Source organism: Candidatus Dormiibacter sp. (genome assembly GCF_050999135.1).
GTDB classification, from domain to species: Bacteria; Chloroflexota; Dormibacteria; order Dormibacterales; family Dormibacteraceae; genus Dormiibacter; species Dormiibacter spiritus.
In genome coordinates this window covers 43,743-56,467 of record NZ_JBPCPN010000059.1, presented here as the reverse complement: position 1 = coordinate 56,467, position 12,725 = coordinate 43,743, and the positions used below count along the sequence as shown (strand labels likewise).

Below are 12,725 nucleotides of genomic sequence, written 5' to 3'. Positions count from 1 at the left end.
CCGGTGCGGCGAGCGTCATCGGGTGGTCTGGCAGCCGAAAACTCTTCCCTCAGCGACAGAAGCGCCTGCCTCCACTTCCCGACCCCGCAACCAGTCGAGCAGCTTCCAGGGAGCGATGGGATAACCGTGGGGGTGCACACCCGTCGCATCAGCTACGGCGTTGGCGATCGCAGCCGCAACCGGGATCACGCCGGCCTCACCCACGCCTTTGGCGCCGAAGGGACCCTCGGGGTCGATCGTCTCGACAGGGATGACATGGATGGGCGGAATGCCCAGTGCTGTCAGCATTCCGTACTCCCGCGGGCTGGGCCGGAGCAGCTGACCGTCGGCCACACCGAGCTCCTCCGTCAGGGCCAGGCCAAGTCCCATCACAGCTCCACCCAGCACCTGGCCTTCCACCGCGGCTGGATTCAGCGCCCGACCCACGTCGTGAGCGCACCAGAGGTTGAGTACGTGCACGAGCCCGCTGTCGGGTTCCACCTCCACCTCCGCCACGTGAGCGCCGAAGCCGTAGGCAGCCGAGATGTTGCCCACGAATAGTCGGTCCTGGGGCTCGGTGGGCGGGTCGTAGAAGGACGTCGCCATCAGCATCGAGCCACCCTGGCGCAGCATCCGCCGGCGCGCCACCTTGTCGTAGGCCAGTGAACTGTCGGGCGCGCCGCGCACGGCGATGACGCCCTCGCTAAGGGTCAGATCGGCGGCGTCAACCTCGAGGATTTCAGAGGCTGTCTCGAGCAGCTTCTGGCGAAGCTCGACGGCCGCGAGGCGGGCCGAGTTGCCGGCCACAAAAGTGGTGCGCGAAGCGTGAGCCCCGACATCCCACGGCTTGAGCTCTGTGGAGTCGTTGACCACGCTGACGGCGCTGAGCGGCACGCCGAGTGACTCGGCAGTGACCATCGCCAGCACAGTCTCCGAACCCTGGCCCAGCTCCGAGGCACCGCTGATCAGCGTCACCCGGCCTGCTTCATCGATCTTCAGGATCGAGCCGCAGCCGTCCGACGGATAAATCCGGGCGCCCCCGCCGACGTGAATGTAGGCGGCTGCGCCGAACCCGCGATGCAGATGCCGCCGGCGACCTCGCAGCTCTGCCCAGCCTGACGCCTTGCGTACCTCTTCCAGACACTCCGCCAGGCCGCAGGAGGTGATCCGCATGCCCTGCGGCGTGACGTCGCCTGAGCGGTTGGCGTTCATGAGGCGCAGGTCGATCGGGTCCAGTCCAAGCCGATCGGCTATTTCCTCGGTCTGCTGCTCGATGGCGAAGGTGGCCTCGGGGTTGCCGAAGCCTCGAACCGAGCCGCCGTATGCCTTGTTGGTGTAGACGACTCGCGCTCGCACTCGACAGTTCGGCACCCGGTAGAGGGAGCTGATGCTCTGCATCACAACCAGCAGCGCATGCGAGCCCCAGGCGTTGTAGGCGCCGTTGTCGGAGATGACGTCGGCATCGCGAAAGAGGAGGTTGCCGGCTTTGTCGGCGCCTGTGCGAAGCCGGATCTGCATGGGCTGGCGGACGCGGGAGCCGACGAACTCCTCCTCCCGGCTCAGATGGACTTTGACCGGCCGGCGGGCCGCCTTGGCCAGCAGCACAGTGATGAAGTCGAGGGGATCGATGTCGATCTTGCCGCCGAAGCTGCCGCCGATCGGCGGCTGGTGGATGACTATGTCCCGCCAGTCCAGCTGCAGCGTGTCAGCGATCGCCTTGCGATACATGAAGGCCATGTGCACGCCTGTCCACACATCCAGCCGACCCTCGGAATCGAAGGCGGCGATGCAGCAATGGGTCTCGATGGATGCTGGAGCCGAAAGCGGGCTCTGGAAGGTGCCCTCGACGATGACGTGAGCCGCCCGCGACGCCTGCTCGACGTCGCCGTGGTCGAAGTCCCAGCGCATGGAGACGTTCGGATCCAGGTCCGCCAGTTGGGGGTGGATCGCCGGCGCCCCGGCTGCCAGAGCCTCGTGGGGATCGTAGACGGCTGGCAGGGGCTCGTACTCGACTTCGATCAACTCCAGCGCGCGCTCGGCCGTCGCCTCGTCCTCGGCGGCGACCGCTGCCACCTCGTCGCCGGCGCAGCGGACTTTTTCCTGCTTCAACGGCAGGTTGTCCAGCCCGTAGCCGAACGGCCGCTGGGTGACGTTGCCGGCGTGGAGGACCGCATGCACCCCGGGCAGCCGCTCAGCCTCGGCTACGTCGAGGGAGAGGATGCGCGCGTGCGGGTGGGGACTGCGCAGGATGCGTCCGACGAGCTGACCAGGCAGTTGAAGATCGGAGATGAAGCGCGTGCGCCCCAGCACCTTGTCCCGCCCGTCGAGCTTCCGCTGCGACCTGCCGATGATCCGCAGCTCTGCGCTCTCTGCCGACCTGGCGGGAGGGGCGCTCACCGCAGAAGCGTAACCGGCCAAAGGGCACGTCTCGCCCTACGGTCGTGAGGAGCCGGCTCGCTCTCGGCTGCCCTCAGACGCGGATGACGGTTGTCGGACAGGCGATGACCGGCATGGCGGTGAGATCGTAGCGGCCCGCCCCGAGACCGGGGTGGCGGTGGCGAATCCCCAGGCCGGCGGGGCGCCGCCGCCGGCCGGCTTCGCCAGAATGCACGGGTGAGCCGCGCCGAGGAGGAGCTGAACCGGCGCCTGCTGCGCGCCCGGGACGCCATCGACCGCTCCTATTCGGAGCCCCTCGACATCCCGCGCCTGGCGCAGGTCGCGCACGTCTCGCCGGCGCATTTTATTCGCAGCTTCCACGCCGCCTTCGGTGAGACACCGCACCGCTACCTGCAGCGGCGGCGGGTCGAGCGCGCGATGTACATGCTGGTCCAGACCAGGCGCGACATCACCGACATCTGCCTCGATGTCGGGTTCACCAGCCTGGGTACCTTCAGCCGCACTTTCAGCCGGATCGTCGGCGAGTCTCCGAGCCGCTTTCGGTCCCACACGAAGCCGCTTCCGGTACCCAACTGCTTCGCCATGGCCTGGCTGACACCGAGCAGTTTTGGATAAGCCGCGCCAGCGGCGCACGGGTAGCGTGGTCCTCGGCGGGCCGACGACCCACTCGACAGACAACCCATCGACAGACAACCTATGAAGGAAGGAAATAACGAATGCTGAAGTCACTTCGCGTCTCATCGCTCTACGTCCTCGACCAGGATCAGGCCGTGGATTTCTACGTCGGCAAGCTGGGGCTGAAGGTGATCGACGACATCCCCCTCGGCTACATGCGCTGGCTCACGGTGGGCGTGCCCGGCGATGGCGATCGCTCAATTCTTCTAGAGAAGCCGGGGCCGCCCTCGATGGACGAGAACGGTGCCGCTGAGGTGAGGGCACTGGTCACCAAGGGCCGGACCGCCGGCAGCCTCTTCTTCACCATCGACGATTGCCAGAAGACCTACGACGGGCTGGTCGCCAAGGGCGTGGAGTTCAGCGAGCCGCCGACCAACCGCGGCTACGGCATCGACTGCGGCCTTCGCGATCCGTTCGGAAACTTCATCCGCTTCTCGCAGATGTCCGACAGCTTCGTCGAAGGCAAGTGGGAGGGTACCCCCGCCTGAGCCGCGGCGGCAGCAGGATCGTGGCCAGCAGTTCCTCGAGCCATTCCTGGTACGCCTCGGGCGTCCAGCCCTCGCCCGTCACCCAGCTCGGCGTACGCCTCATGCTGACCGAACCGCACGATCGGATTTACACCAGCTCGCGCGACGTGACCCCGGGAGCCGGCCCCGAGCAGTGGGAAAGCAGGGCCGACCCGTCTGACGGCGGCAAGGGTGCGATGTCCCGAAGGTAGGGGCAGTGGCCATTGAAGAGGCAGTCAACACAGCCCGAGCACTGGTAGCGCGGCTATATCGACGGGCATGAACGAGCGTGACATCATCAGGCGGCGCCAGCGCAACCAGCGGCTGACGGGTCAGCCGTTGAAGACCGCGTTGGAGATGGTGACCTGGCTGGGCGCCGTGCAGGCGCAGGAGTATGAGGAAGCCAAGTGGTCGGTCGGCCAGCGGCTCGCCTCCGGGACGGAGTCCGAGGTGGAGCGGGCTCTGACCGAAGGGACGATTCTGCGCACGCACATCCTGCGGCCGACCTGGCACTTCGTGAGCCGCGCCGACATCCGCTGGCTGCTGCAGCTGACCGCCGCCAGGGTGCAGGCCGCTACCGCCCAGTACTACCGCCACTCCGAGCTGGACGCGGCCAACCTGAACCAGGCAACGGATCTGCTCGTGAGCAGCCTGCGGGAGGGACAGGCCCAGACCCGGGCGGCGCTGGTCGAGAGGCTGCTGGCAGCGGGGATCCAGGGCGACGGCCCGCGGATGGGGTTCATCTTCATGCACGCCGAGCTGGAGGGAGTGATCGCCAGCGGTCCCCGCCAGGGCCGTCAGCACACCTACGCCCTGCTCGAGGTCGAATCCACGAGCGGGTTGGAGGCGGATCGTGAGGCGGCGCTGGCCGAGCTCACCTTGCGCTACTTCCGCAGCCACGGGCCGGCCGCGATCAGGGACTTCAGCTGGTGGTCCAGCCTCACGACGGCCGACATCAGGATCGGCCTCGAGCTGAACCGGACGACGCTGGAAAGCTGGACAGATCGGGAGGGCAAGGCGTGGTTCGGTCCTGGCGAGCTAGAGCCACAAAGCGATGACCCTCAGGCCTTCCTGCTCCCCACCTACGACGAGTCGGTCGTCGCCTACCAGAGTCTCCGGAACTTCCTAGACGGTTCGGGTGCCGATCGCACGCTGCTGACCAGGCCCCTGGTCATCGCCGGCCGAACGCTGGGGTCCTGGAAGCGCAAACCGGCCAAAGGAGCAGTCACCGTCGACGTGAGCGTTGGCCGACCCCTCTCGGCTGAGGAGAACGTCCAGCTGCAGGGGGCAGTCGAGCGGTTCAGCCAATTTCATGGCCTTCCGGCGGAACTGACTACTCGAATCGAAGAGGCCTAGCTGGCGCTGTCTGATCCGGTATCTCGGCGAGCGTCGGGCGCGTCCTGGCCTTAGCGACCGCCCAAAAGGGCTATGACCGGTGCCAGCAGTCCGGCCGTGGCGGCAGGGACTGACCAGTAGGAGACGCCCAGCTTTTCCCGGCGGCGCTCGAGCTGCTCGCACATGTCGTCGGTGCTACCCCAGAGCGCCATCGGCGAGCCGGCCGCATGGAGGTCGCGCGGCTGGAGCCCCATTCCCGCCAGCCAGCGGGTGGGCGCATCCCCGACAGCCGCCAGGTTCAAGTTGAGCTCGATCTCGTCCGCGCGCCCCCCGGCGCTGTCCCGAAGCCAGCCGATCCGCTCAGCCACCTCGGCCTCCGTGGCCTGGGGCGGCAGGCTGATGGTGACTGTGTCAGCCACCGTGCCCGCCAGCTTCATTCCCCGCCGGCCGGACGGATCACATCCTCGAGCTGATGTCTGGCGACCGCCAGCACGAAGGTGCCGACGCGCAGGCGCTTGGTCACGGCCGCCGCCGCCGCCAGCGCCGGCAGGGCGGAGGGCAGCTGCGGGCGGTCGGGCATGAGCAGGACGTCGAAGCCCAGATCCTCCAGCCGCCGCGCCTGTTCTGACCAATCCATGGCCGGCAGGTCGACGGCGCCGAAGCGGAAGGGCCGGCGCCTCATGCCAGCACTGCCCGACGCTGCGACCAACCGCCGAGCGCCTCGATCAGGCCGACGGCGGCCAGTCCGACCAGCAGGTGAGCGACCTGAACTAGCACGTGTCCCGCGCCTGGCAGCAAGGACGCCTGGGCCAGCCCGAAGCTCGGCATGACCAGGCTCCAAACCAGGGCGACGGCAGCCAGGGCGATCGGCACCCTGGCCCTGAGCCCAACTGCGACGGCTGCCCAAAGATCGATGACCAGGAGCAACCCGATCGTCATGTGGACGGGAACCAGCCAGTCGGCCTGGCCGGTCCAGAACAGCAGGCCGAGGGCGATCTGGACAACCGCTATCAACCGCGCCGCCAGGCGGGTCGCGAAGACCCCGAACGTTGCAGCACCTCCTTTATTTGTATGGATAGTATAGCCAAATATTAGATAGGCTGCAAGCGTTGAGTCCGCGGTCCTACAGATCCGACGTTCGAGTGCTGGGCGCCAGCGAGACGCGCCGGCGCATCCTGGAGGCGGCACGGACTCTGCTCAGCACGGACGGCCCGGTGAGCTTCACGATCGACGCTGTCGCAGAGCAGGCAGGGGTGGCCCGGATGACGGTCTACAACCGTTTTGGCTCCAAGGTCGGGCTGGTCGACGCGATGTCAGACGATCTCGCCCTGCGTGGTGGCATCCAGCGCTTGCCTGAGGCGTTCCGAACTCCCGACGCTCTGGCGGGTCTGGAGATCCTGGTCAGCGTCTTCGTCGGGCTTTGGGAGTCGGAGCGACTCCTCATCCGGCGGCTTCGCGCGCTCACCACTCTGGACCCCGAGCTGGCGCGCGAGGATCGCAACCAGCGCCGGCGGCAGGCGCTGATGGTGCTCCTTCAGCGTCTCGCCCAGCAGCGTGGAGACGCGCTCCCCGAGGATCTGGATGACCTGGCCGACCTGCTGCTGGTCCTCACCTCATTCGACGCGTACGAGTCGCTGTCAACGAGGGGAAGGAGCGCAGCTGCTGTGGCAGCGCTGCTGACCGAAATGATCAACGAGATACTCGCGGGGAGGTGGTCCACCGAACCTTCGTCTCCTGCGGGAGCCGGACCCGCTAAGGCAACTTAGCCGCGTTCGTCGACGACGCGCTTCGTCTTGCGGTCGGTCCGGGGCAGGCTGCCCGGCGGAACTATCTCGATCTCCGGCCGAACCCCCAGCTCCTGCCGCAGCGCCGCCGACAGCACCTCAGTGCCGGACACCTCCGGGGCCTCCACGCGGATCAGGAAGCGATCTCGGCCTTCCCGCCGGGTCAACAGCACCTGGTATTCGCTGCCCAGCCCGGGCTGCGCCGAAAGCACTGTGTCGATCTGGGCCGGAAAGACAGCCACCCCGCGCACCTTGAACATGTCATCCACCCGGCCCTTCAATCGCTCGATGCGCGGAAAGGGGCTGCCGCAGGGGCAGGGCTCAGGGATGATGCGAGACAGATCGTGGGTGCGGTAGCGCAGCAGCGGCTGCGCCTGCTTGCGCAGCGTGGTCACCACCAGCTCGCCCTCCTCCCCGGCCGCCAGCACCTTCTCGCTGGCGTGGTCGATCACCTCGACCAGGTAGTAGTCGTCCCAGTAATGGATGCCTTCGTGTTCTCGGCAATCCAGGCCCATGCCGGGCCCGTACAGCTCGGTGAAGCCGTAGATGTCAAACGTCTCGATTTTGAGCAACTCCTCGATCCGGCTCCGCATCGCCTCACCCCAGCGCTCGGAGCCGAACACCCCCACCCGCAGCGCCAGCCGCTCGTTGAGGCCTCGCCGCTGGGTTTCCTCCGCAATCAGCAAGGCGAATGACGAAGTAGCGCAGAGAACCGTGCTCTGCAAGTCGAGCATCACTTCGAACTGCAGGTTCAGATTGCCCGGTCCGGTGGGCACTGCAGTGGCGCCCAACCGCTCAGCGCCCGCCTGGAAGCCGATGCCGGCCGTCCAGAGGCCGTAGCCAGGCGTGATCTGGACTCTGTCAGCGGCGGTCACCCCGGCGAATTCGTAGCAGCGCTGGAACATGGCCGCCCAATCCTCGAGATCGTTCGCGGTGTAGGTGGCGAGAATGCGCCTACCCGTGGTGCCGGTCGAGGCGTGGATCCTGACCACCTGCTCCGGCGGCACGCAGGTCCAGCCGAACGGATAGGCCTCGCGCAGCTCCTGCTTGGTCGTCAGTGGCAAGCGGGGCAGGTCGGCCTCGCTGCGGATCGAATGGGGATCGACGCCGGCAGCGTCGAGCTTGCGGCGAAAGAACTCGCTGCCCCGATAAGCGTGCTGAACCGTCCAGCCGAGCCCGGCGTCGACGGCTTCGGTCATCAGTCCTTCACCACCAGGGCATCCAGCACCAGCGGCTGACCGTCCCGGACGAGGATGGGGTTGACGTCCACCTCGCTCACCTCGGGATCGGCTTCCAGCAGCGCACCGATGGCGGCGAGGATCGAGCCCAGCGCGCCCAGGTTTACGGGCGGCCGCCCGCGCCAGCCGCGGAAAAGGGGCGCCGAGAGCAGCCTGGCAGTCGCCTTCTCTAGCTCCCCTGGCTCGGCCGGACTGAGCAGAAACGCCACGTCCCGGAACACCTCAGCTGTGACGCCGCCCAGGCCGATCGTCAGCACAGGGCCGAACTGCGCATCGCGCAAGCCGCCGGCGATGAGCTCCAGCTCGCCCCGCACCTGCTCAGCGACCAGCACCGAGCCGTCCCCCAGAGCGGCCAGGCGCTGCCAGCAGGCGCTGAGGTCAGCGTTCAGCACGACCGCGCCTCGCTCCGACTTGTGCGCCAGACCCAGCGCTTTGGCTACGACAGGTCCGGTCACCGAGGCGGAGAAGGCCAAGGCTTCATTCAGAGTCCGGGTGAGAGCCTCGCGCGGCTTCGGCACGTCGCCAAGCAGAAGCTTGCTCTCCCACTCGTTGAGCGCCCTCACAGCGGAACCAGCGCCGCGTAGGCCGCGACTGCCCGCTCCGGCGTAGGCAGGACCGGAAGGCCGGCGCTGCGCAGGTGCTGCTCGATCTGGGGCACATCGAGGAGGAAGGCGGTGACCGGCTTGCCCGTCTCCCGCTGCGCCTGGGCCAGGCCGAGACCGAACTCCTGCACATCCAGACCGCAGTTGATGGCCACCACGCCCTCCACGGCCGGATCGGTGAACACCGCCCGCAGCGCCGGCTGAAAGTGGTCCGGCGGACACTGCGGCGTCAGATCGACGGGGTTGCCGGTGGCGGCGAAGCTCGGAGCCAGCCGGCGGAGCTCAGCCACCGTCTTCGCGGCGAGTGCGGGAAGCTCCAGGCCGGCTCGCTCGGCAGCGTCGGCGCCGAGCACTGAGGGGCCGCCGGAGATCGTCACGATGGCTATCCGGCGGCCAGCTGTGGGCGGCCGGGCTGACAGCACCTGCAAGCTGTCGAAGAAGTCGTCCGAGGTACCCGATTCGATGACGCCGCCACGGCGAAAGGCCGCCGTCACCGCGCCTCGGCTGCCGGCGAGCGATCCCGTGTGACTCGCAGCTGCCCGAGCTCCGGCTGCCAGCCGGCCAGCCTTCAGCACCACCACCGGCTTGGGGCAGCGCCGAGCCACCTCGACGAAGCGGCGTCCCTGCTGGAAGGCTTCTACGAAGAGGCCTATCACTTCCGTCGCGGGGTCCTCCGCCAGCCATTCCAGGGCGTCGGTCTCGACCACCTCGGCGCTGTTGCCGACCGAGAGAAAGCGCGCGACGCCGAGCCCTCGGCGGCGGCTCTCGGCCAGGAACATGCCGCCAAAGGCTCCGCTCTGGCTAACCAGGCTGATGTTGCCCGGCCGCTGGGGCAGGCGCCAGAAGTAGCTCCCATTGAAGAAACCTGGAGCGGATCGGCTCACCACGCCCATACAGTTGGGCCCCACCAGCCGCATGCCGGCAGCACGCGCTCGGGCGGCCATCCGGCTCTCCACTTCGCGCCCCGCAGCTCCCGTCTCGCCGAAGCCCGAGGCCAGGACGATCGCCGCCGCACAGCGGGCCCGCACGGCATCCGCGACAGCGGCTTCGGCGGAGTCCGCGGGCACCGAGATCAGCGCTAGATCCACCGGCCGCGCCAAGCGGGGCACGGTGGCCAAGCCCAGCACCTCACCACCGGCGGGGTTGACGGCTATCACGTCTCCTTCGAAGCCACCACCTAGCACGTTGCGCAGCAGCGTGTGGCCCAGCTTCGCTGGGTTCCGGGAAGCGCCGTAGACGGCCACGGACAGCGGCCGGAAGATAGCGTCCATGGGCAGACCATTCTTCCACCTGCTGCATGGCGGAGGCTGAGGCACAATGGGCGGGTGAGCACCGCCACCAAGCCGTCCACGCGGCTGGACCCCTCGGACTTCCTGGACATCGCCTCCCTGCTCTCGGAAGAGGAGCTGCTGATCCGCGACACCGTGCGCGGCTTCGTCAAGGACCGCGTCCTGCCGGGCATCGAGCAGTGGTGGGAGGAAGGAGTCTTTCCGAAGGAGATGGCGCGCGAGCTGGGCGAGCTGGGGCTGCTCGGCATGCACCTCCAGGGCTACGGCTGCGCCGGGGCCAGTGCCGTCAGCTACGGACTGGCCTGCCTCGAGCTGGAGGCCGGCGATTCAGGCTTCCGCAGCTTCGTTTCCGTGCAAGGCTCGCTGGCCATGTTTCCCATCCACCGCTACGGCTCCGAGGAGCAGAAGCAGCGGTGGCTGCCGGGCATGGCGAAGGGCGAGCTGGTCGGCTGCTTCGGGCTCACCGAACCTGACTTCGGCTCGGACCCCGCCGGCATGCGGGCGACTGCCAAAAAGCGTGGGTCGGACTGGGTGCTGAACGGCAACAAGCTCTGGATCACGAATGGCGGCATCTCGGACCTGGCAGTGGTCTGGGCTCGGGCGGAGGAGGGCATTCGCGGCTTCATAGTGGCGACCGGCAGCCGGGGCTACTCGATCCGCAACATCCATCGCAAGGTCTCTCTTCGGGCCTCGGTCACCTCTGAGCTGATCCTGGAGGACGTGGTCCTGCCGGAGTCCGCCGCGCTGCCAGGCGTGGTCGGACTCAAGGGACCGCTCTCCTGCCTCAATGAAGCTCGCTTCGGCATCATCTGGGGGGCGCTCGGCGCCGCACGCGCCTGCTACGAGGCCGCGCTCGACTATGCCAAGACCCGGCATCAGTTCGGCAAGCCGATCGGAGGCTTCCAACTCACGCAGCGCAAGCTGGTCGAGATGCTGCTGGAGATCAACAAGGGCACGCTGCTCGCGCTGCACCTGGGCCGCATGAAGGACGAAGGCAGGATCGCCGCCCCGCATGTCAGCGTCGGCAAGCTGAACAACGTGCGGGCGGCACTGGAGATCGCCCGGGAGGCGCGCGGCATTCTGGGCGCCAATGGGATCACTCTGGAGTACCCGGTGATGCGGCACATGAACAACCTGGAGTCGGTCTTCACCTACGAGGGCACCAACGAGATCCACACGCTCGCCATCGGGGAGGCAATCACCGGAATCCCCGCCTACCGCTGATTACGACGCGGGGCGGCCCTCGATCCTCCTGACCATTTTCGCAGGCCGTCCGGCGACTATCGTGAAGGGCTCCACGTCGTTCATCACCAGCGACCCGCCGGCGGCCGGGACTGCGGGGAGGGCTGGCAGACTAGCCTGATGACGCTCCCAGCCACAAGCCGCGCGGCCGGACGCCCGGCGCGCCTTTCCCGGCAGGTGGTCATCGACCGCGCCGAGGCCATCCTGGCGTCCGAAGGCATAGAGGCGCTGACTATGCGCCGCCTGGCACGCGATCTGGGCAGCTCGCCGATGGCGCTCTACGGCTATGTACACGACAAGGAAGAACTGCTGGTCGCCTTGCTTGACCGGCGGGCCGCCGAACTACCCCGGCCTGCCCTGCCGGACGACCCTCGAGGGCGACTGCTGGTTCTCTATGGGCTGCTGTTTGAGAGCCTGTCCAACCAGCCGTGGATAGTGCCTGTTCTGATGAAGGGGGATCTGTCCGCGCCTTCCATCTTTGGCATTGTGGATGCGATCCTGGGCGCGTTTTTGGCCGCTCGTCTGCCGCTCGAGCGAGCAGCGGCCGCTTATCACGTCGCCTGGCGCTACACGGTGGGCGAGCTCAGCGTCCGCCAGGCCAGCGCAGAGCGGCGAGCCGCCATCTCGCGCGAGCCGCTGATCACTACTCTGCAGCGGCGGGCCGACCCGACTGACTTTCCGCACCTGGCGGCTCTGCGCGGTTCGATGGCAGCCGCTCGGGAAAGGCTCGAATTCCAAGTGGGACTGGCCGCCGTCATCGACGGCCTGCTCGCGTGGCGCGACCGGTCTTGATGTACGTTCCCTGAGTTAGTATTTCCGTACGCGTACGCAAACTGGTCAGAGGAGGTGTCCCATGGAGACAGGCAGAGGCGTGAAGGCGGCCGGCAGCCAAGCAGCATGGAGCGCACCCGACGTCATCCCCAGCTTCAGCTACCAGGATGCAAAGGCGGCGATCAACTTTCTGGAGAAGGCCTTCGGCTTCGAGGTTCACGCGGTCTATGAGGGCGAAGGCGGGACGATTGACCACGCGGAGCTGCGCTTCGGCAACGGGATGATCATGCTCGGCACCGCCCACGATCGGCCGGACTGGCCGACGCGGGCGCCGGGCCAGCTCGGCGGCACGACGGGTGGAACCTACGTGATAGTGGCCGATCCGGACGCTCACTTCGCCCGTGCCCGGGCGGCGGGGGCCGAGATCGTCAGGGGACTGGTCGACCAGGACTACGGCGGGCGCGACTACGGCGCCCGCGACCCCGAGGGCTACCTCTGGAGCTTCGGCACCTATCGTCCCACCGCCGGCTGATGCTTTCGGCGGCGCAAGTACGCCGAATTGCGCTGGGTTTTCCTGAAGCCGCTGAACAAGATCATCACGGCTTTCCCTCGTTCAGGGTAAACGACAGAATCTTCGCCACGCTGCCCGACCCGGGTCACCTCAATGTGATGCTCGACGCGAATCAGACGTTTTGGTCGGTCCAGCATTACCCGGACACTTGCGAGGAGCTGTGGTGGGGCAAACGGCTCAGCGGTGTGCGCGTCGATCTCGGCCTCGCCGGCCGACCGATGGTCGCGGACCTGTTATCCGAAGCCTGGCGGCGCAAGGCGCCCAGCCATTTAGTGGTCTGAGGCACCCGCTCTGAGGCATAGGGCGCTGCGCATCAAGCGGCCCCGCTGCCTGGCC

17 protein-coding genes are annotated in these 12,725 nt (G+C 67.6%); 9 read left to right on the top strand and 8 right to left on the bottom strand.

What is annotated here, in order from left to right; translation table 11 throughout:
- Positions 1–15: 15 nt before the first annotated feature.
- Both ACR2MZ_RS14430 and ACR2MZ_RS14425 read right to left on the bottom strand, forming a co-directional pair.
- Complete coding sequence (locus ACR2MZ_RS14430) at positions 16–2,376, bottom strand: xanthine dehydrogenase family protein molybdopterin-binding subunit (protein WP_434005747.1); 2,361 nt, start codon at positions 2,374–2,376, stop codon at positions 16–18.
- Positions 2,377–2,449: 73 nt separating this feature from the next.
- Positions 2,450–2,590, bottom strand: coding sequence for a hypothetical protein (locus tag ACR2MZ_RS14425; protein WP_434005746.1), 141 nt, complete (start codon positions 2,588–2,590; stop codon positions 2,450–2,452).
- 2 nt (positions 2,591–2,592) lie between these two features.
- On the opposite strand from ACR2MZ_RS14425, the gene ACR2MZ_RS14420 reads away from it, so the two are divergent.
- The 4 genes from ACR2MZ_RS14420 (at position 2,593) to ACR2MZ_RS14405 (ending at position 4,913) form a co-directional block, all read left to right on the top strand.
- Complete coding sequence (locus ACR2MZ_RS14420; protein WP_434005745.1) at positions 2,593–2,991, top strand: helix-turn-helix domain-containing protein; 399 nt, start codon at positions 2,593–2,595, stop codon at positions 2,989–2,991.
- A gap of 101 nt (positions 2,992–3,092) precedes the next feature.
- The gene (locus tag ACR2MZ_RS14415; RefSeq protein ID WP_434005744.1) at positions 3,093–3,539 is read left to right on the top strand and encodes a VOC family protein; all 447 of its coding nucleotides are present in this window, start codon (positions 3,093–3,095) and stop codon (positions 3,537–3,539) included.
- Between the two features lie 20 nt (positions 3,540–3,559).
- Positions 3,560–3,769 carry a hypothetical protein gene (locus tag ACR2MZ_RS14410; RefSeq protein WP_434005743.1) on the top strand — a complete coding sequence of 70 codons (210 nt, stop codon included), beginning with the start codon at positions 3,560–3,562 and terminating at the stop codon, positions 3,767–3,769.
- Between the two features lie 67 nt (positions 3,770–3,836).
- Entirely contained in the window at positions 3,837–4,913 is a 1,077-nt protein-coding gene (locus tag ACR2MZ_RS14405; RefSeq protein WP_434005742.1) for a winged helix DNA-binding domain-containing protein, read from the top strand.
- 50 nt (positions 4,914–4,963) lie between these two features.
- On the opposite strand, the gene ACR2MZ_RS14400 is transcribed toward ACR2MZ_RS14405, so the two are convergent.
- From ACR2MZ_RS14400 to ACR2MZ_RS14390, 3 genes are read right to left on the bottom strand one after another with little or no spacing between them, the layout of a single operon-like run.
- Complete coding sequence (locus ACR2MZ_RS14400) at positions 4,964–5,329, bottom strand: LLM class oxidoreductase (RefSeq protein WP_434005741.1); 366 nt, start codon at positions 5,327–5,329, stop codon at positions 4,964–4,966.
- Positions 5,326–5,574 carry an LLM class flavin-dependent oxidoreductase gene (locus ACR2MZ_RS14395; protein ID WP_434005740.1) on the bottom strand — a complete coding sequence of 83 codons (249 nt, stop codon included), beginning with the start codon at positions 5,572–5,574 and terminating at the stop codon, positions 5,326–5,328. The genes ACR2MZ_RS14400 and ACR2MZ_RS14395 overlap by 4 nt, the downstream gene beginning before the upstream one ends.
- Positions 5,571–5,906 carry a hypothetical protein gene (locus tag ACR2MZ_RS14390; RefSeq protein WP_434005739.1) on the bottom strand — a complete coding sequence of 112 codons (336 nt, stop codon included), beginning with the start codon at positions 5,904–5,906 and terminating at the stop codon, positions 5,571–5,573. The genes ACR2MZ_RS14395 and ACR2MZ_RS14390 overlap by 4 nt, the downstream gene beginning before the upstream one ends.
- Positions 5,907–6,001: 95 nt before the next feature.
- Here ACR2MZ_RS14390 and ACR2MZ_RS14385 point away from each other — a divergent pair, with 95 nt between their 5' ends.
- A complete protein-coding gene (locus ACR2MZ_RS14385) occupies positions 6,002–6,658 on the top strand; it encodes a TetR/AcrR family transcriptional regulator (RefSeq protein WP_434005738.1) in 657 nt (218 codons plus the stop codon).
- Here the strand turns inward: ACR2MZ_RS14385 and ACR2MZ_RS14380 are convergent.
- The 3 genes from ACR2MZ_RS14380 to ACR2MZ_RS14370 are packed head-to-tail and all read right to left on the bottom strand — an operon-like array spanning position 6,655 to position 9,787.
- Positions 6,655–7,875, bottom strand: coding sequence for a phenylacetate--CoA ligase family protein (locus tag ACR2MZ_RS14380; RefSeq protein ID WP_434005737.1), 1,221 nt, complete (start codon positions 7,873–7,875; stop codon positions 6,655–6,657). The genes ACR2MZ_RS14385 and ACR2MZ_RS14380 overlap by 4 nt on opposite strands.
- Positions 7,875–8,477, bottom strand: coding sequence for an acetate--CoA ligase family protein (locus ACR2MZ_RS14375; RefSeq protein ID WP_434005736.1), 603 nt, complete (start codon positions 8,475–8,477; stop codon positions 7,875–7,877). The genes ACR2MZ_RS14380 and ACR2MZ_RS14375 overlap by 1 nt, the downstream gene beginning before the upstream one ends.
- Positions 8,474–9,787 (bottom strand): CoA-binding protein, encoded by a 1,314-nt coding sequence (locus ACR2MZ_RS14370; RefSeq protein ID WP_434005735.1) that lies wholly within the window; start codon positions 9,785–9,787, stop codon positions 8,474–8,476. Before ACR2MZ_RS14370 ends, ACR2MZ_RS14375 begins: the two co-directional genes overlap by 4 nt.
- Positions 9,788–9,841: 54 nt before the next feature.
- Here ACR2MZ_RS14370 and ACR2MZ_RS14365 point away from each other — a divergent pair, with 54 nt between their 5' ends.
- From ACR2MZ_RS14365 to ACR2MZ_RS14350, 4 genes are all read left to right on the top strand, one after another.
- Positions 9,842–11,029 carry an acyl-CoA dehydrogenase family protein gene (locus ACR2MZ_RS14365; protein ID WP_434005734.1) on the top strand — a complete coding sequence of 396 codons (1,188 nt, stop codon included), beginning with the start codon at positions 9,842–9,844 and terminating at the stop codon, positions 11,027–11,029.
- A 138-nt stretch (positions 11,030–11,167) separates the two neighbouring features.
- Positions 11,168–11,839, top strand: a complete 672-nt coding sequence (locus tag ACR2MZ_RS14360; RefSeq protein ID WP_434005733.1) for a TetR/AcrR family transcriptional regulator — start codon at positions 11,168–11,170, stop codon at positions 11,837–11,839.
- A 61-nt stretch (positions 11,840–11,900) separates the two neighbouring features.
- A complete protein-coding gene (locus tag ACR2MZ_RS14355; protein ID WP_434005732.1) occupies positions 11,901–12,350 on the top strand; it encodes a VOC family protein in 450 nt (149 codons plus the stop codon).
- Positions 12,350–12,670 carry an MmcQ/YjbR family DNA-binding protein gene (locus ACR2MZ_RS14350; RefSeq protein ID WP_434005731.1) on the top strand — a complete coding sequence of 107 codons (321 nt, stop codon included), beginning with the start codon at positions 12,350–12,352 and terminating at the stop codon, positions 12,668–12,670. Before ACR2MZ_RS14355 ends, ACR2MZ_RS14350 begins: the two co-directional genes overlap by 1 nt.
- Positions 12,671–12,725: the final 55 nt, after the last annotated feature.